Below are 14,108 nucleotides of genomic sequence, written 5' to 3' on the forward strand. Positions count from 1 at the left end.
AGGCCATTACAGCGGCGGCGGCTCGATCTCCGTCTCGAGGCGTACGCCCGCCAGCGCGCGGGTCAGCAGCGGGTGGCTGTCGCCGCAGTACTTCTGGAGCTCGTCGATCGCGAGCTGGGTCGACAGCTCGTCCCCGGAGTCCAGCGAGACGTTGAACGCGCACGCCAGCGTGTGCGGATGCTCCGCACCGCGCTGCACGCGGGAGCGCGAGAGCGTGTCGAGCGCGATCTCCCGGGCCCGCTGCGCCTCGCCGGTCGCGATCAGGTCGGCCGCCACGCCGTTGGCGCAGCTCAGCGTGAACGGGTGGTCGGCGCCGACGCTGCGCCGCAGCCCGCCGAGCGCCTCCGCGTCCAACGTGCGTGCCTCCGGGAACCGGCCGGCGGCGCGCACGACGCCGGCCAGGTTGGTCACCGCGGCCAGCGTGAACGGGTGCTCGGCGCCCAGCACCGCCCGGTAGTCGGCCACGGCGCGCTCCAGCAGCCGCTGCGCCTCGTCGAGGTCGCCGTCCACCCAGGCGCAGTTCGCCAGCGACACCACCGCGCCGAGCGTCTCGACGCTCTGGTCGCCGCGCCGCTGCCGGAACAGCTCGACGTTGGCCTCGGCGAGCTCCCGTGCCTGCGGCAGGCCGCAGCGCCGGGCCGCGATCGCCGCGAACCGGCCGGCCCAGAGCGCCATCGGGTGCCCCGGGCCGAGCGCCTCGGCGTGCCCGCCGTTGAGCACCTCGGTCGCGCCGGTGTAGTCGCCCATGCCGAGCAGGTCGAACGCCAGCCCGGCCCGCGAGGACAGCGTCTCCGGATGCCCCTCGACGAAGATCATCTGGCGGTGCCGGAGCACCTGCTCGTCCAGCGCCCGCGCGCCCCGGAAGTCGCCGAGCAGCCGCAGGTCGACCGCGAGGTTGTTGGCACAGCGCAGCGCGGTCGGGAAGCTCTCGCCGAACAGCCGGCGGTAGCGCACCAGGTTGTCCGCGTCGAGCTGGCGGGCCTGGCCGAAGTGACCCTGCATCCGCAGGTCGGCGCCGACGCTGTTGGCCGTCGCGAGGGTGGTCTCGTCGTCCGCGCCGAGCACCTCGCGCTGCGCGCGCAGCGTCCGCGCGTTCAGGTCCCGGGCGTCCGCCGTGCGCCCGACCGACCGCAGGGCGTTGGCCAGGTGGAACGAGGCGAGCAGCGTCTGCTCGTCGGCCTCGCCGAGGTCGTCGCGCCAGCGGGCCACCGCCTGGGCCGCCAGCTCCCGGCTGGAGTCCCAGTCGCCGCGCGCGTACAGGAAGCGGATGCAGTTGATGACCAGCTGGCGGATCTCCTCGGCCTCGCCGCCGAGCACGTCCGCGTGGACCAGGTGCGCGACGATCGCCGAGTATCGGGGCCAGTGCGCCGGGTTGTCCGGGTCGCCGAGGTCGGCCGCGGCCAGCATCGCGCGCACCGAGCGTTGCAGGGCGGCGTGCCGCTCCGAGCTGAGCTGCTGGCCGACCATGCCGCGGACCAGCGGATGCACGAGCATGCTCTCGCCGGGCGGATCGAGGTCGGCGAGCCCGTACCGGCCGATCAGGCGCAGCGCGGCCTTGAGCCGCCGCTCGATGCGGACCGTGTGGTCCAGCTCGGCCGAGACCCGGCCCCGGGCGGCCCAGAGCAGCTCCCACGACACCGGGGCGCTGGCCAGGAACGCGGAGAGCTCGAGCAGCTCGTAGGCGGCCGGCGAGGCCTCGGACAGCGCGTCGGCGGACAGCCCCCACGCCACCCGGATCGGCGTCGGGAACGCGAGCTCGGCGGAGCGCTCGTCGTAGCGGCGCAGGTATTCCGCGGCGGTCCAGCCCGTCGCCTTGCGCACCGCGGCCGCCTGGTCGAGCGCCATCGGCACGTCGGCGAGCCGCTCGGCCAGCAGCTCCGCGTCGGCGGCGGACAGCTCGGGTCCGCGGCGCCGCAACAGGTCCACACTGTCCGTACGGTCGAAGGCCGCGACCGGGACCGCCTGCGCGACCTCGGCCGTCCACCGGGGATTGCGGGAGGTGATCAGCACGTGCCCGGCGCCGTCCGGCAGGTAGGGCCGGATGTCCTCGGGCCGGTTCGCGTTGGCGAACACGATGAGCCAGTTGCGGTGCGGCTCGCCGCGGCTCAGCGCGTCGCGCACCGCGCCGAGCGTCGAGTCCAGGTCCCGGGCCTCGGGCAGCTTCAGCTCCTGCGCCAGGCCGACGAGGGCGGCGCGCATGCCGGCCGGCTGCTCGGCGGGAATCCACCAGACCAGGTCGTAGGCGTCGGCGTACCGGTAGACGTACTCGACGGCGAGCTGGGTGCGCCCGGTGCCGCCGATCTCGTGCCCGGCCGCCGGCAGCAGGACCACCGGGCCGTCGCCGAGCGACGCGCGCACGTCGACGAGGAGCCCTTCACGACCAACGAAATGCGGATTGCGCGGCGGCAGGCCACCCTGGATCGGCACGCCGCCCTCCCCAGGTGACTCGGCCGTCTACTGTCGTGGTCCCGACTACCGTACGTGGAACCGCCACCACAGCGGAAGCTACCGCCGATCGGAAAGGCACCGGTGTCCGAGGAACCTGTGACGAGCATCGACCGCGAGGACGACGTGGTGACGGTCGCCCTGCGCGGGGAGGTCGACGTCCTCAACGTCGGTCAGGTCCGCGTCTCGCTGGTGGAGGCGCTCGAAAGCCGCCCGCGCGGCATCGTGGTGGACCTGTCCGGACTGTCCTTCATCGACTCGACCGGGCTGGGGGCGCTGACGTTCGGCTTCCAGCGTGCCCGGGACGCCGGCATCGGCTTCCGGCTCGCCCGGCCGGGCACCGCGGTGCGCCAGATCCTCGTGCTGAGCGGCCTGCTCGAGGTCGTCGAACTCAGCGAATGAACGGCGCGCACGGTGCCCGGCCGGTGTGTGCCGTCAGCCGGCCCAGACGTACTCGCGGGCCGGTACCGCCGCCGCCGAGCGGAAGAGGTTGTTGACCGTCGCCGCCTCGGTGGCGTTCGGGTTGGCGTTCTTGCAGGCGACCGGCGCGCTGCTGCCCGACATCAGGTCCGCGCACAGGCCCGTGCGGCGGTCCGGGAGGCCGAGGATGTGGCCGAACTCGTGCGCCGCGATCCTCGGGGTGTAGTAGCCGTCGTTCACGGCCTCCCGGCCCATGTACCAGCGCCCGTTGCCGAGCGACGTGGAGTAGGTGCGCGGCCAGCCGTTGTCCGCGTACACCCTGATGTTCGGGGTCCGGCCGGCCGGGACCGGCTGGAGCTGGACGTTGGTGACCTTGCTGTTCCAGATCTGTGCGCCCTGGTTGACGACGGCCACGAACTCCTGCGCCTGGCTGGCGTCGTAGTACAGGATCCGGGCCGCCGCCGCGGCCGGCGCGGCCGTGGCGACCTGTAGGCCGACCAGCATCGCGACGGCTACCAGCGCGGCGGACAGTCTCTTACGCAGCATCGATGACCTCCCTGGGGGTGGTGGGACGGGTGTCCACACCGTAGCCATCAAGAGACGGTTATCGATGCAGGTAGGTCATACCGGTTGCGGCCTCATCGTCATGTGATGGCCGCCGGAGCGGCCGGCGCGGCCGGGAACGCCACGCCGATGCCGGGGCCCGCCGGGCCGACGTTCCCGCGGCGCCGGCCGGCCAGCAGCATCAGCGACAGCAGCGAGGCCGCCAGCGCGAGGGCGCCGGCGCCGTACCAGGCCGCGTCGTAGTCGCCGAGCCGGTCACGGACCAGCCCCGCCGCGGTCGCCGCGAGGGCCGCGCCGATCTGGTGTGAGGCGAAGACCCAGCCGAAGACGACCGCGCCGCTCGCCCCGAAGTACTCGCGGCAGAGTGCGACGGTCGGCGGCACCGTCGCGACCCAGTCCAGGCCGTAGAAGAGGATGAAGACGACCATGCTCGGGTGCGCGGTCGCGGCGAACAGCGACGGCAGGACCAGCAGGGACAGCCCGCGCAGCGCGTAGTAGCCGCCCAGCAGCCAGCGGCTGTCGACCCGGTCGGTGAGCCAGCCGGAGGCGATCGTCCCCGCGATGTCGAAGAGGCCGACCAGGGCCAGCAGGCCGGCCGCGGTCGTCTCGGTCATGCCGTGGTCGTGCGCGGCCGGGATGAAGTGGGTGCCGACGAGGCCGTTGGTGGTCGCGCCGCAGATCGCGAACCCGCCCGCGAGCAGCCAGAACGGCCGGGTCCTCGCGGCCTGGCCGAGCGCGCGCAGCGCCGCCCGGGCCGCGCCGCCCGGAGCCGCCGGCGGCGCGGGGACCAGGTCGTCCGGCCCGGCACCGTACGCGGTCACGCCGAGATCGGCGGGCCGGTCGCGCAGCCGCCACCAGACCAGCGGCACGACGCTCAGCGCGGCGGCCGCCACCGTGAGCGCCGCGACCCGCCAGCCGTATTCGCCGGTCAGCCGGGCCAGCAGCGGCAGGAAGACGAGCTGGCCGGCGGCGCCGCCGGCGGTCAGCACGCCGACGACCAGCCCGCGCCGGGCCACGAACCACCGGTTCGCCACGACCGCGACGAAGGCGAGCGCCATCGAGCCGGTGCCGAGGCCGACGAGCACGCCCCAGCAGAGGACCAGCTGCCAGCTGTGCGTCATGAAGACGGTGAGGCCGCTGCCCGCCGAGACGAGCACCAGCGCGGCGGCCACGACCCGGCGCAGGCCGAACTTCTCCATCAGCGCCGCCGCGAACGGGGCGGTGAGGCCGTACAGCAGCAGGTTGACGGAGACGGCGGCGGAGATCGTCCCCAGCGACCAGCCGAACTCCTCGTGCAGGGGCCGGAGCAGCACCGACGGGGTGGCTCGGAAGCCGGCCGCGCCCACCAGAGCGACGAATGCGACGGCGGCGACGTACCAGGCGGGGTGCGGGCGGCGAAGGATCACGCGACCAATTCTGCGGATCGCGACCCGATCCGACGAGTGGCCGGAGAGCCATGATGCGCAAGAATCAGGCCATGACCCATGCGATCGCGATGGTGGCCCTCGACGGCGTGGTCGGCTTCGACCTCGGCGTGCCGCCGCAGGTCTTCGGCGCCGCCCGGGACCCCGGCGACCGGCCCTTCTACACGGTCACCACCTGCGCGCCGGGCGGCCGGGCGGTGCGCCCCGAGCGCGGCGGCTTCCAGGTCGTGCCGGACCACGACCTCACGCCGCTCGCCACGGCCGACACCGTCCTCGTACCCGGCGTGAGCGGCGGCCCTGTGCTGACGACGGGCCGGCTCGACCCGGAGGTGACCGAGGCGCTGCGCGCCGCACACGCGCGCGGCGCCCGGATCATCTCGATCTGCACCGGCGCCTCGGTGCTCGCCGCAGCCGGCCTGCTCGACGGACGCACCGCCGCCAGCCACTGGGCCTGGGCCAAGCGCCTGCGCCGCCTCTATCCCCGGGTCGACTGGGACTTCGACGTGCTGTTCTTCGACGGCGGCGACGTGCTCACCTCGGCGGGCGTCGGCGCCGGCATCGACCTGTGCCTGCACGTCGTGCGCGAGGACCACGGCACCGCGGTGGCCAATCTGGCCGCCCGCCGCTGCGTGGTGCCGCCGTGGCGCGACGGCGGGCAGGCGCAGTACATCGAGCAACCGGTACCGGCGGCGCTGGGCGGCGGCACCGAGCCGACCCGGGCCTGGGCGCTGCGCCGGCTCGCCGAGCCGGTGAGCCTGGAGGAGATGGCCGGCCACGCCCGGATGAGCGTGCGCACGTTCACCCGCCGGTTCCGCGACGAGACCGGACTGAGCCCGCAGAAGTGGCTGCTGCGGCAGCGGGTGGCGCACGCCCGGCTGCTGCTCGAATCGACCGACCTGACCGTCGACCTGGTCGCCCGGCGCTCCGGGCTGGGCAGCGCCACGGCGCTGCGGCAGCATCTTCAGGCGACGATCGGGGTGCCGCCGACCGCCTACCGCCGGACGTTTCGTCAGACGTAACCGCCTCAGTAAACGCGGTAAGTGTCCGATGGGACGAACGTGGACCAGACCTTCCGCCCGCTGCTCGACGCCCTCAAGCAGATCGGCATCGACCCGGTCGCGGTGGACGCCGCGGCCGACGAGGCGCAGCGCAGCGGCCGGTCGGTGCGCGCGGTCCTGATCAACGACCAGGTCGTCACCGAGGAGCAGCTGACCACCGCGGCCGCGGCCGCGTTCGGCATCAACACCCTCGACCTGGTCGGCTACTCCCCCGACCCGGCCGCGCTCAAGCGCATACCCATGGCCGTCGTGCTGCGCCACCGGGTGCTCGGCCTGTCGATGGCCGACGGCGAACTGGTCGTCGGCGTCACCGACCCCGGCGACGTGGTGGCGCTCGACGACGTCCGCGCCTCCACCGGCATGACGATCCGCCCGGTCGTGGTCGCCCGCAGCGAGGTCCGCCGGATCATCGAGCGGTTGCAGCGCGAGGACAGCGACCTCGGCGACCTGGCCGACCAGTCGCTCGACGAGCAGCCCATGGCGGCGCAGGCGACAAGCGCGGACGACGCGCCGATCGTGCGCTACGTGAACAACCTGATCGAGCAGGCGATCCAGAACCGCGCCTCCGACCTGCACCTCGAGCCCACCGAGGACGAGATGCGGGTGCGCTACCGCATCGACGGCGTCCTGCACGAACTCGACACGGTGCCGCGCGGCGTGATGGCGGCGCTGACCTCGCGCCTGAAGATCATGTCCGGCGTCGACATCACCGAGCGGCGGGTGCCCCAGAACGGCCGCATCACGGTCCTGATCCGGGACCGCCAGGTCGACCTGCGGACGGCGACCCTGCCGACCGTGTGGGGCGAGAAGATCGTCCTGCGCGTGCTCGACACCGGCGGCATCGATCTCGACATGGCCAAGCTGGGCTTCACCCAGCACAACCTGAACCGCTTCGCGGAGTCGTTCAGCAAGCCGCACGGCATGGTCCTGGTCACCGGTCCGACCGGTTCCGGCAAGTCCACCACCCTGTACGCGACCCTTGGCCGGATCAGCAAGCCCGAGATCAACGTCATCACGGTCGAGGACCCGGTCGAGTACCGGCTGCGCGGCGTCAACCAGGTGCAGGTGAACGCCAAGGCCGGCCTGACCTTCGCCGCGGTGCTGCCGGCCATCCTGCGCTCCGACCCCGACGTCGTGCTGATCGGCGAGATCCGCGACGGCAACACGGCGCAGATCGCCACCGAGGCGTCCCTGACCGGCCACCTCGTGCTCTCCACCCTGCACACAAACGACGCGCCCGGCGCGGTCACCCGGCTCACCGAGATGGGCATCGAGCCGTTCCTGGTCGGCTCGTCGCTGGACTGCGTGCTGGCGCAGCGGCTCGCCCGGCGGCTCTGCGACTGGTGCAAGGAGGCGTACCTGCCGACCGAGGAGGAGCTGGAGGGCGCCCGCTGGCCGCTGCACGACCTGCGGATCCCGGAGGCGCTCTACCGGCCGGTCGGCTGCCGCAACTGCGCGAACACCGGCTACCGCGGGCGGCTCGCGCTGCACGAGGTCATGCCGATCTCGGCCGAGATCGAGTCGCTGACCATCCGCCGGGCCTCCTCCAACGAGATCCGCGAGGTGGCCCTCGAACAGGGCATGTACGAGCTGCGCTCCGACGGCCTGGCCAAGGCGGCCGGCGGCCTCACGTCCATCCGGGAGGTCTCCCGCGTCGCGGTCTGAGCCGGCCGCAGGCTACGCCTCCGTGCGGAGACTCGCACATTTTCCGTGAAAAAGGCCCTAAACCATCGCCACGACGTGCCGAATGAGAAGGGCATTCAGTTTTCACGACGAGATTGCCGGTGCAGCCCATGTACGCGCTAGATCACGAGATCCCACACCAGGCGGGGCCGGTGGATCCGGCCGCGCCCGGCGCGGGCGACCTGGCGGTGCTGGACCAGATGCTGATCACCCTCGTCGAGTCCCGCGGCTCCGACCTGCACCTGACCGTCGGCTCCCCGCCGATGATCCGGGTCGACGGCAGCCTGACCCCGCTGCCCGGCTACGGAAAGCTCAACTCCGCCGACACCGCCCTGCTGGCCCGCGCGGCCGTCTCGGCGGAGCAGTGGCAGACGTTCCAGCGCAACCAGGAGATGGACTTCGCGCACAGCATCATCGGCGTCTCCCGGTTCCGCGGAAACCTCTACATCCAGCGCAACTCGTGCGGGGCCGTCTTCCGGGCCATCCCCCACAAGATCAAGCCGCTGGACGAGCTGGGCATGCCCGAGTCCGTCGCCCGCTTCGCGCACCTGCCCCGCGGCCTGGTCCTGGTGACCGGCCCGACCGGCTCCGGCAAGACCACCACCCTCGCGTCGGTGCTCGACCTGGCGAACCGCAGCCGCTCGGCACACATCATCACCATCGAGGACCCGATCGAGTTCCTGCACCCGCACAAGCGCAGCCTGGTCAACCAGCGTGAGGTCGGCTCCGACACGGAGACCTTCCCGCAGGCGCTCAAGCACGCGCTGCGCCAGGACCCCGACATCATCCTGGTCGGCGAGCTGCGCGACCTCGAGACGACCGCGACCGCGCTGACCGCCGCCGAGACCGGCCACCTGGTGCTGGCGACCCTGCACACGCAGAGCGCGACGCAGACGATCGACCGCGTCATCGACATCTTCCCGCCACACCAGCAACTCCAGATCCGCGCGCAGCTCGCGGCGAGCCTCCAGGGCGTCGTCACCCAGGCGCTCGCGCCGCGTGCCGACGGCAAGGGCCGCACGGTGATCTGCGAGATCCTCACCGCGACGCCCGCCATCCGGAGCCTGATCCGCGAGGGCAAGTCGCACCAGATCCCGTCCTTCATGCAGGCCGGCGGCAACGACGGCATGTTGGCGTTCGACCAGCATCTGGCCGAACGCGTCCGCGAGGGCCTGATCACGGTCCAGGCCGCCCTCGAGATCTGCCACTCCCCGGAAGAGCTCAAGCGGCTGATCGGACGGATGTGACATGGCGGCGACCAAGACGTTCCACTACAGCAGCATCGACGCGCAGGGCCACAAGACCAAGGGCACGCTGGAGGCCGCGAACGAGACCGCGGCGACGCACATCCTGCGTGGGCGCGGCGAGGTGCCGCTGGAGATGAGCCAGGCGGGTCGCGGGCTCAACCAGGACCTCAAGATTCCCGGGCTGGGCAACCGGACCAAGCTCAAGGACCTGGCGGTCTTCGCCCGCCAGTTCGCCACGATGACCTCCTCGGGCATGTCGCTGCTGCGCTCGCTGTCGATCCTCGAGGAGCAGACCAGCTCGGCCCCGATCAAGAGGGCGACCGCCGAGATCAACGCCGATGTCGCCGGCGGCGTGTCGCTCTCGGCGGCCATGGCCAAGCACGACAAGGTCTTCCCCCGTCTGATGGTCGCGATGATCCGCGCCGGCGAGGCGGGCGGCATGATCGACCGCGCCCTCGAACAGGTCGCGGAGAGCCTGGAGAAGGACACCGCACTCCGCGGCAAGATCAAGAGCGCGCTGACCTACCCGGCGATCGTGCTGGGCTTCACGTTCGTGCTGATCGCGGCCGTGCTGATCTTCATCGTTCCGGTGTTCGAGGCGATGTTCAAGAACCTGGGCGGCGAGCTACCGGGCATCACCCAGTTCCTGGTCGACGCGAGCCACAACATGTGGTGGATCGGGCCGCTCGTCCTGACCCTCGGCATCAGCGGATCGGTCGTCTACAAGCGCAAATCGCGGGAGAGTGCGGACTTCCGGCTGAAGGTCGATCGGCTCAAGCTCCGGCTGCCGGTCTTCGGATCGCTCTTCCGCAAGCTCGCGATGAGCCGGTTCTCGCGCAACCTCGGCCTGCTGCTCAACGTCGGCGTGCCCGTCATGCAGGCGCTGTCCGTGGTCGGCGAGACCACCGGCAACGAGGTCATCAACATGGCCATGCGCGACGTCGGTTCGGCCGTACGCGACGGGCGCCCGATGTCCTCGGCCCTGCGCCAGCACAAGGTCTTCCCCGAGATGGTCACGCAGATGATCGAGGTCGGAGAGGAAAGCGGCCAGATCAGTCAGATGCTCGACAAGGTTGCCGATTTCTATGACAGGGAGGTCGACAGCGCTGCCGACTCCCTGACCGCCTCGATCGAACCGATCATGGTCCTCGTCATGGGCACCGTGGTCGGCGGGATGGTGATCTGTCTGTACCTACCGATGTTCACCATCTACCAGAACATCCAGGGCTGAACCTGGAGCGGCCGCACTCCGGTCGACGTCGGGCACCCGAGCCCGAACAGCAACACCAATACCCGCCCCACCCCTGACGCCTACTGGAGGCACCCCCAATGCAGGACATTCTCGCCCGGCTGCGCGCCAAGAAGCAGGACGAGGGCTTCACCCTCATCGAGCTCCTGGTGGTCGTGGTCATCATTGGCGTCCTGGTCGCCATCGCCGTCCCGGTCTACCTGAACTACCGCGCGGGCGCGGCCGACAAGTCGGCCCAGTCCGACGTCCGCGGCGCGATCAGTGCGGTCGAGCAGTACTACACCGAGAACAACAACGTGTACCCGCCGTCCACGACCGGCAACAACAGCGCCGGTGCCACGCCGACCGTGACGCTGGGCACCTCGACCCAGAAGATCACGCTGTCGGACAAGACCCAGCTGTACTACGCCCTCGGCGCTGCTCCGTCGACCACCTACAAGATCTGCGCGACCAACACCGGCGGCAGCGGCAAGTGGTACCTGTACGACAGCGCGGTCGGCGGCTCGGTCAAGGCGATGACGGCCGCGCCGGCCAGCCCGGCGACCTGCGTCTGACAGTTCCCTTCGGGTGGCGGCGCCCTCAGCGCCGCCACCCGGCACCTGTTGCATCCACCACCAGGGAAGGAGCCGGCCATGCCGCAGGCCTTGCTGATCGGCATCGTCGCCCTGCTCGGCCTCGCCGTCGGCTCGTTCCTGAACGTGGTGATCCATCGGGTGCCCCGGGACGAGTCCCTGGTCCGGCCCGGATCGCACTGCCCGCAGTGCGGCGCCGCGGTCCGCAACCGGCACAACGTGCCGGTACTCGGCTGGCTGCTGCTGCGCGGCCGCTGCGCCGACTGCCGCGCCCCGATCAGCATCCGCTACCCGCTCGTCGAGGCCGGAACCGCCGCGCTCTTCGTGGCCGTGGCGGCGAAGTTCGGCCCCTCCTGGGCGCTGCCGGCATACCTGTACCTCGCCGCCGTCGCGATCGCGCTCGCACTCATCGACCTCGACGTGATGCGGCTGCCGAACGCCATCGTGCTGCCGTCCTACCTGGTCGCCCTGGCCCTGCTGGTGCCGGCCGCGCTGCTCGGCGACGGCCCCGCCCCGATCGTGCGGGGGCTGGCCGCCGCGGCGCTGCTCTGGCTCCTCTACCGCGCGCTCGCCCACTTCGGCGGAATGGGCGGCGGCGACGTCAAGCTCGCCCCGCTGCTCGGCTTCTACCTGGGCTGGCTCGGCTGGGGCGCGGTGGCCATCGGCGGGTTCGCGGCGTTCCTGCTCGGCGGCGCCGTCGGCGTCGTGCTGATGGCGACCCGGCTGGCCGGACGCAAGAGCCGCATCCCGTTCGGCCCGTACATGCTCGCCGGCGCGTTCCTGGCGGTCTTCGCCGCGGCACCGATCACCGACTGGTACACGTCCCTGCTCATCCCCACTGCCTGAGCCAAGGAAGGAAACCGATGGCTGGCGTCAATCCGATCGGGCTGGACATCGGCTCGTCGTCCATCCGCGCCGTGGAGGTCCGCCGCGCGAAGGACGAGCACTCGCTTACCAACTTCGGCCAGGTGCCGCTCCCGCACGGCACCGTCCAGGGCGGCGTCCTCGAGGACCCGATCGCGCTCACCTCCGCGCTCAAGCAGCTCTGGGCGGCCTGCAAGTTCAACACCAAGCGGGTCAGGCTCGGCGTCACCAACCCGCAGCTGGTGGTCCGCGAGGTGTCCGTCTCCAACCTGCCGGCCAAGGAGATGCGCAAGTCGCTGCCGTTCCAGGTGCGCGACATGCTGCCGCTCGCGGTCGAGCGCTCGCTGCTGGACTTCCGCCCGCTGGAGGAGCCGGGCGACAACCCGACCGTGCGCGGGCTGCTCATCGCCGTGCCCAAGGACGCCGTGCTGGAGCTGGTGCAGGCCGTGCAGAAGGCCGGCCTGCACGTCGTCGACGTCGACCTGGCCTCGTTCGCGCTGCTCCGTGCCGCCTCCCGGCTGGACGCGCAGGTCGAGGCCATCGTGGACATCGGCGCCGAGGTCACCAGCGTGGTGGTGCACACCGACGGCGAGCCGCTGATCGTGCGTACCGTGCCGCGCGGCGGCGTCGAGGTCACCGAGAGCATCGCCACCCGGCTCGGCATCTCCGCACCGGAGGCCGAGGCGCTCAAGTGCCGCTTCGGCCTGCACGGCGACGACCGGCCGGACACCGCGGTCGCGGTCGCCGACGCGATCCGCCCACTGATCAACGAGCTGCGCAGCTCGTTCACCTACCTCGCCTCCGGCGAGCGGCAGAAGCAGGTCACCCGGATCTCGCTCTGCGGCGGTACCGCCCTGATGCCCGGCCTCGCCGACCATGTACAGAAGCAGCTCGGCGTCCAGGTCATGTACGCCGACGCCGCCGTCCGCCTCCGCGACACGCGCGAGGCCCGCCAGCGTGGATTCGACAGTTTTGTCCCGTCGGCGGCGGTTTCGATCGGCCTGACCCTGGGAGCGGCAGCCTGATGACCACCCTGCTGCCCATCGACCCGGCCGTGTCCCCACAGCGGGTCAACCGGATCCTGACGATCTCGGCGAGCCTGCTACCCGAGGAGATCAGCGCCGCGCGGCGGGCCCGCCGCGCCGGGCTCTGGGTCGCCGTCGTGGTCGTCCTCGTCGCCGGGCTCTGCGCCGCCTGGTTCACCGTGGCCTACCAGCAGACGCGGGCGGCCGAGAGCGACCTCGAGGCGGCCAGCGTCGCGGTCGCGGACCTGCAGCGCAAACAGGCCGAGTACTCCGAGACCGTCCGGATCCAGAACGGGATCGCCACGCTCAGCGGCCAGCTCAAGGCCGTGATGGCGAACGACCTCGACTGGGACGCGATGCTGGACACCGTGCGCCACGCCGGCACCCGGTCGGGCATTCAGGTCGACGGCGTGAACGGGCGGCTCAACACGGCCGACGGCGCCGCCGCGACCGAGGCCAACCCGCTGCCCGGCACCAGCACCGAGCCCCTGGTCGGCTCCCTGGTGGTGACCGGAACCGGACCGGACAAGCGCGCGGTCGCCGCATATGTCGACGCCCTCGCCAAGGAGACCGTGCTGGCGAACCCCTTCGTCACCAGCGTGACGCGCGAGGGCGAGAACGAAGACCGGGTCACCTTCAGCCTCACCGCCGACATCACGCAGGCAGCACTCTGCGGCCGGTTCACCACTAAGTGCACGGGAGGCAACTGATGCGTACCCGCCACCCCGACCGGCTGTGGATGATCGCCGGAATAGTCGTCGTCGCTCTGCTCGTCGTCGTCACCTGGCTGTTGCTGGTCAACCCACAGCACACCGAGGCCGCCAGCCTCGAGGAACAGACCGACGCGTATGTCACCCAGGCCGCCAAGCTACGCAAGCAGAACGCCGAGCTGGCGGCCGATCAGGCCGGGATCGACCAGCTGACCAAGGAGTACAACGCTCTCGCGACCGCGCTTCCTCCGGACTCCGGCGTGCCGGCGTTCCTGCGCCAGCTGCAGGCGTCCGGCAACGTGGTCGACGTCGACGTCAGCGGCATCACCGTCGGCCAGCCCGTGGCGGAGGAGTCCGCGCCCGGGGTCTGGGCACTGCCGATCCAGCTCACCGCGGAGGGCACCGCCTCCCGGCTCGGCGCCTTCCTCCAACGGTTGCAGGGCTCCGCGCAGAAGCGGGCGGTGCTTATCGAAACCGCCAACCTGGCCAGCGAGGGCGGCGAGGAGATGGGCGTGTCGCGGCCGATGAGCCTCAACCTCACCGTCAAGGCGTTCGTGGCTCCCCCGCCCGGCGCCGGAGCGCCGACCGTCACCTCGGACTGAGCGTGGCGGACGTCGAGGGCGGCATGCAGACACCCGACGGCACCTGGCGGGTCGAGATCGTCCGCCGCCGGCAGACCCGGTGGTACCGGATCGTGCACGGCGAGGACGTCATCGACTGGCTGTCCATCGCCGCGGTGGAACGCATCCTCGACGAGGCCGGCGTCGACCGGCGGCTGCTGGTGGAGCTCGATCCGAGCGCGCCGAAGCCGCGCCGAACCGCCTGAGCGACCGCATACGGCGCGGAT

The 14,108-nt window shown here is 71.7% G+C and carries 14 protein-coding genes; 11 read left to right on the plus strand and 3 right to left on the minus strand.

Annotation, left to right across the window (positions count from 1 at the left end):
* Positions 1-6: 6 nt before the first annotated feature.
* On the minus strand, positions 7-2,427 hold the full coding sequence (fxsT, locus tag BJ971_RS34015; protein WP_184997402.1) for an FxSxx-COOH system tetratricopeptide repeat protein: 2,421 nt from the start codon (positions 2,425-2,427) through the stop codon (positions 7-9).
* A gap of 102 nt (positions 2,428-2,529) precedes the next feature.
* Between fxsT and BJ971_RS34020 the strand changes: the two genes are divergently transcribed.
* Positions 2,530-2,847 (plus strand): STAS domain-containing protein, encoded by a 318-nt coding sequence (locus BJ971_RS34020; protein ID WP_184997403.1) that lies wholly within the window; start codon positions 2,530-2,532, stop codon positions 2,845-2,847.
* A 33-nt stretch (positions 2,848-2,880) separates the two neighbouring features.
* On the opposite strand, the gene BJ971_RS34025 is transcribed toward BJ971_RS34020, so the two are convergent.
* Together BJ971_RS34025 and BJ971_RS34030 are read right to left on the minus strand one after the other, a co-directional pair.
* Positions 2,881-3,411: a snapalysin family zinc-dependent metalloprotease gene (locus tag BJ971_RS34025; RefSeq protein ID WP_184997404.1), complete on the minus strand. Its 531-nt coding sequence runs from the start codon at positions 3,409-3,411 to the stop codon at positions 2,881-2,883.
* Between the two features lie 98 nt (positions 3,412-3,509).
* A complete protein-coding gene (locus tag BJ971_RS34030) occupies positions 3,510-4,835 on the minus strand; it encodes an MFS transporter (protein ID WP_184997405.1) in 1,326 nt (441 codons plus the stop codon).
* Positions 4,836-4,906: 71 nt separating this feature from the next.
* Here BJ971_RS34030 and BJ971_RS34035 point away from each other — a divergent pair, with 71 nt between their 5' ends.
* The 10 genes from BJ971_RS34035 (at position 4,907) to BJ971_RS34080 (ending at position 14,087) form a co-directional block, all read left to right on the plus strand.
* Entirely contained in the window at positions 4,907-5,872 is a 966-nt protein-coding gene (locus tag BJ971_RS34035; protein ID WP_239087616.1) for a GlxA family transcriptional regulator, read from the plus strand.
* A gap of 21 nt (positions 5,873-5,893) precedes the next feature.
* On the plus strand, positions 5,894-7,576 hold the full coding sequence (locus BJ971_RS34040; RefSeq protein ID WP_239087615.1) for a GspE/PulE family protein: 1,683 nt from the start codon (positions 5,894-5,896) through the stop codon (positions 7,574-7,576).
* A 128-nt stretch (positions 7,577-7,704) separates the two neighbouring features.
* Entirely contained in the window at positions 7,705-8,841 is a 1,137-nt protein-coding gene (locus BJ971_RS34045) for a type IV pilus twitching motility protein PilT (RefSeq protein WP_184997407.1), read from the plus strand.
* 1 nt (position 8,842) lies between these two features.
* Positions 8,843-10,072, plus strand: coding sequence for a type II secretion system F family protein (locus BJ971_RS34050; protein ID WP_184997408.1), 1,230 nt, complete (start codon positions 8,843-8,845; stop codon positions 10,070-10,072).
* Positions 10,073-10,170: 98 nt separating this feature from the next.
* A complete protein-coding gene (locus BJ971_RS34055; RefSeq protein ID WP_184997409.1) occupies positions 10,171-10,644 on the plus strand; it encodes a type II secretion system protein in 474 nt (157 codons plus the stop codon).
* A 78-nt stretch (positions 10,645-10,722) separates the two neighbouring features.
* On the plus strand, positions 10,723-11,508 hold the full coding sequence (locus BJ971_RS34060; protein WP_184997410.1) for a prepilin peptidase: 786 nt from the start codon (positions 10,723-10,725) through the stop codon (positions 11,506-11,508).
* A 17-nt stretch (positions 11,509-11,525) separates the two neighbouring features.
* A complete protein-coding gene (pilM, locus tag BJ971_RS34065) occupies positions 11,526-12,551 on the plus strand; it encodes a type IV pilus assembly protein PilM (protein ID WP_184997411.1) in 1,026 nt (341 codons plus the stop codon).
* Positions 12,551-13,261: a PilN family protein gene (locus BJ971_RS34070; RefSeq protein ID WP_184997412.1), complete on the plus strand. Its 711-nt coding sequence runs from the start codon at positions 12,551-12,553 to the stop codon at positions 13,259-13,261. The genes pilM and BJ971_RS34070 overlap by 1 nt, the downstream gene beginning before the upstream one ends.
* Positions 13,261-13,863, plus strand: coding sequence for a type 4a pilus biogenesis protein PilO (locus tag BJ971_RS34075; protein WP_184997413.1), 603 nt, complete (start codon positions 13,261-13,263; stop codon positions 13,861-13,863). The genes BJ971_RS34070 and BJ971_RS34075 overlap by 1 nt, the downstream gene beginning before the upstream one ends.
* Before the next feature lie 2 nt (positions 13,864-13,865).
* Entirely contained in the window at positions 13,866-14,087 is a 222-nt protein-coding gene (locus tag BJ971_RS34080; protein ID WP_184997414.1) for a hypothetical protein, read from the plus strand.
* The last annotated feature ends 21 nt before the right edge of the window (positions 14,088-14,108 follow it).

Origin of the sequence: Amorphoplanes digitatis (genome assembly GCF_014205335.1) — a bacterium.
GTDB classification, from domain to species: domain Bacteria; phylum Actinomycetota; class Actinomycetes; order Mycobacteriales; family Micromonosporaceae; genus Actinoplanes; species Actinoplanes digitatus.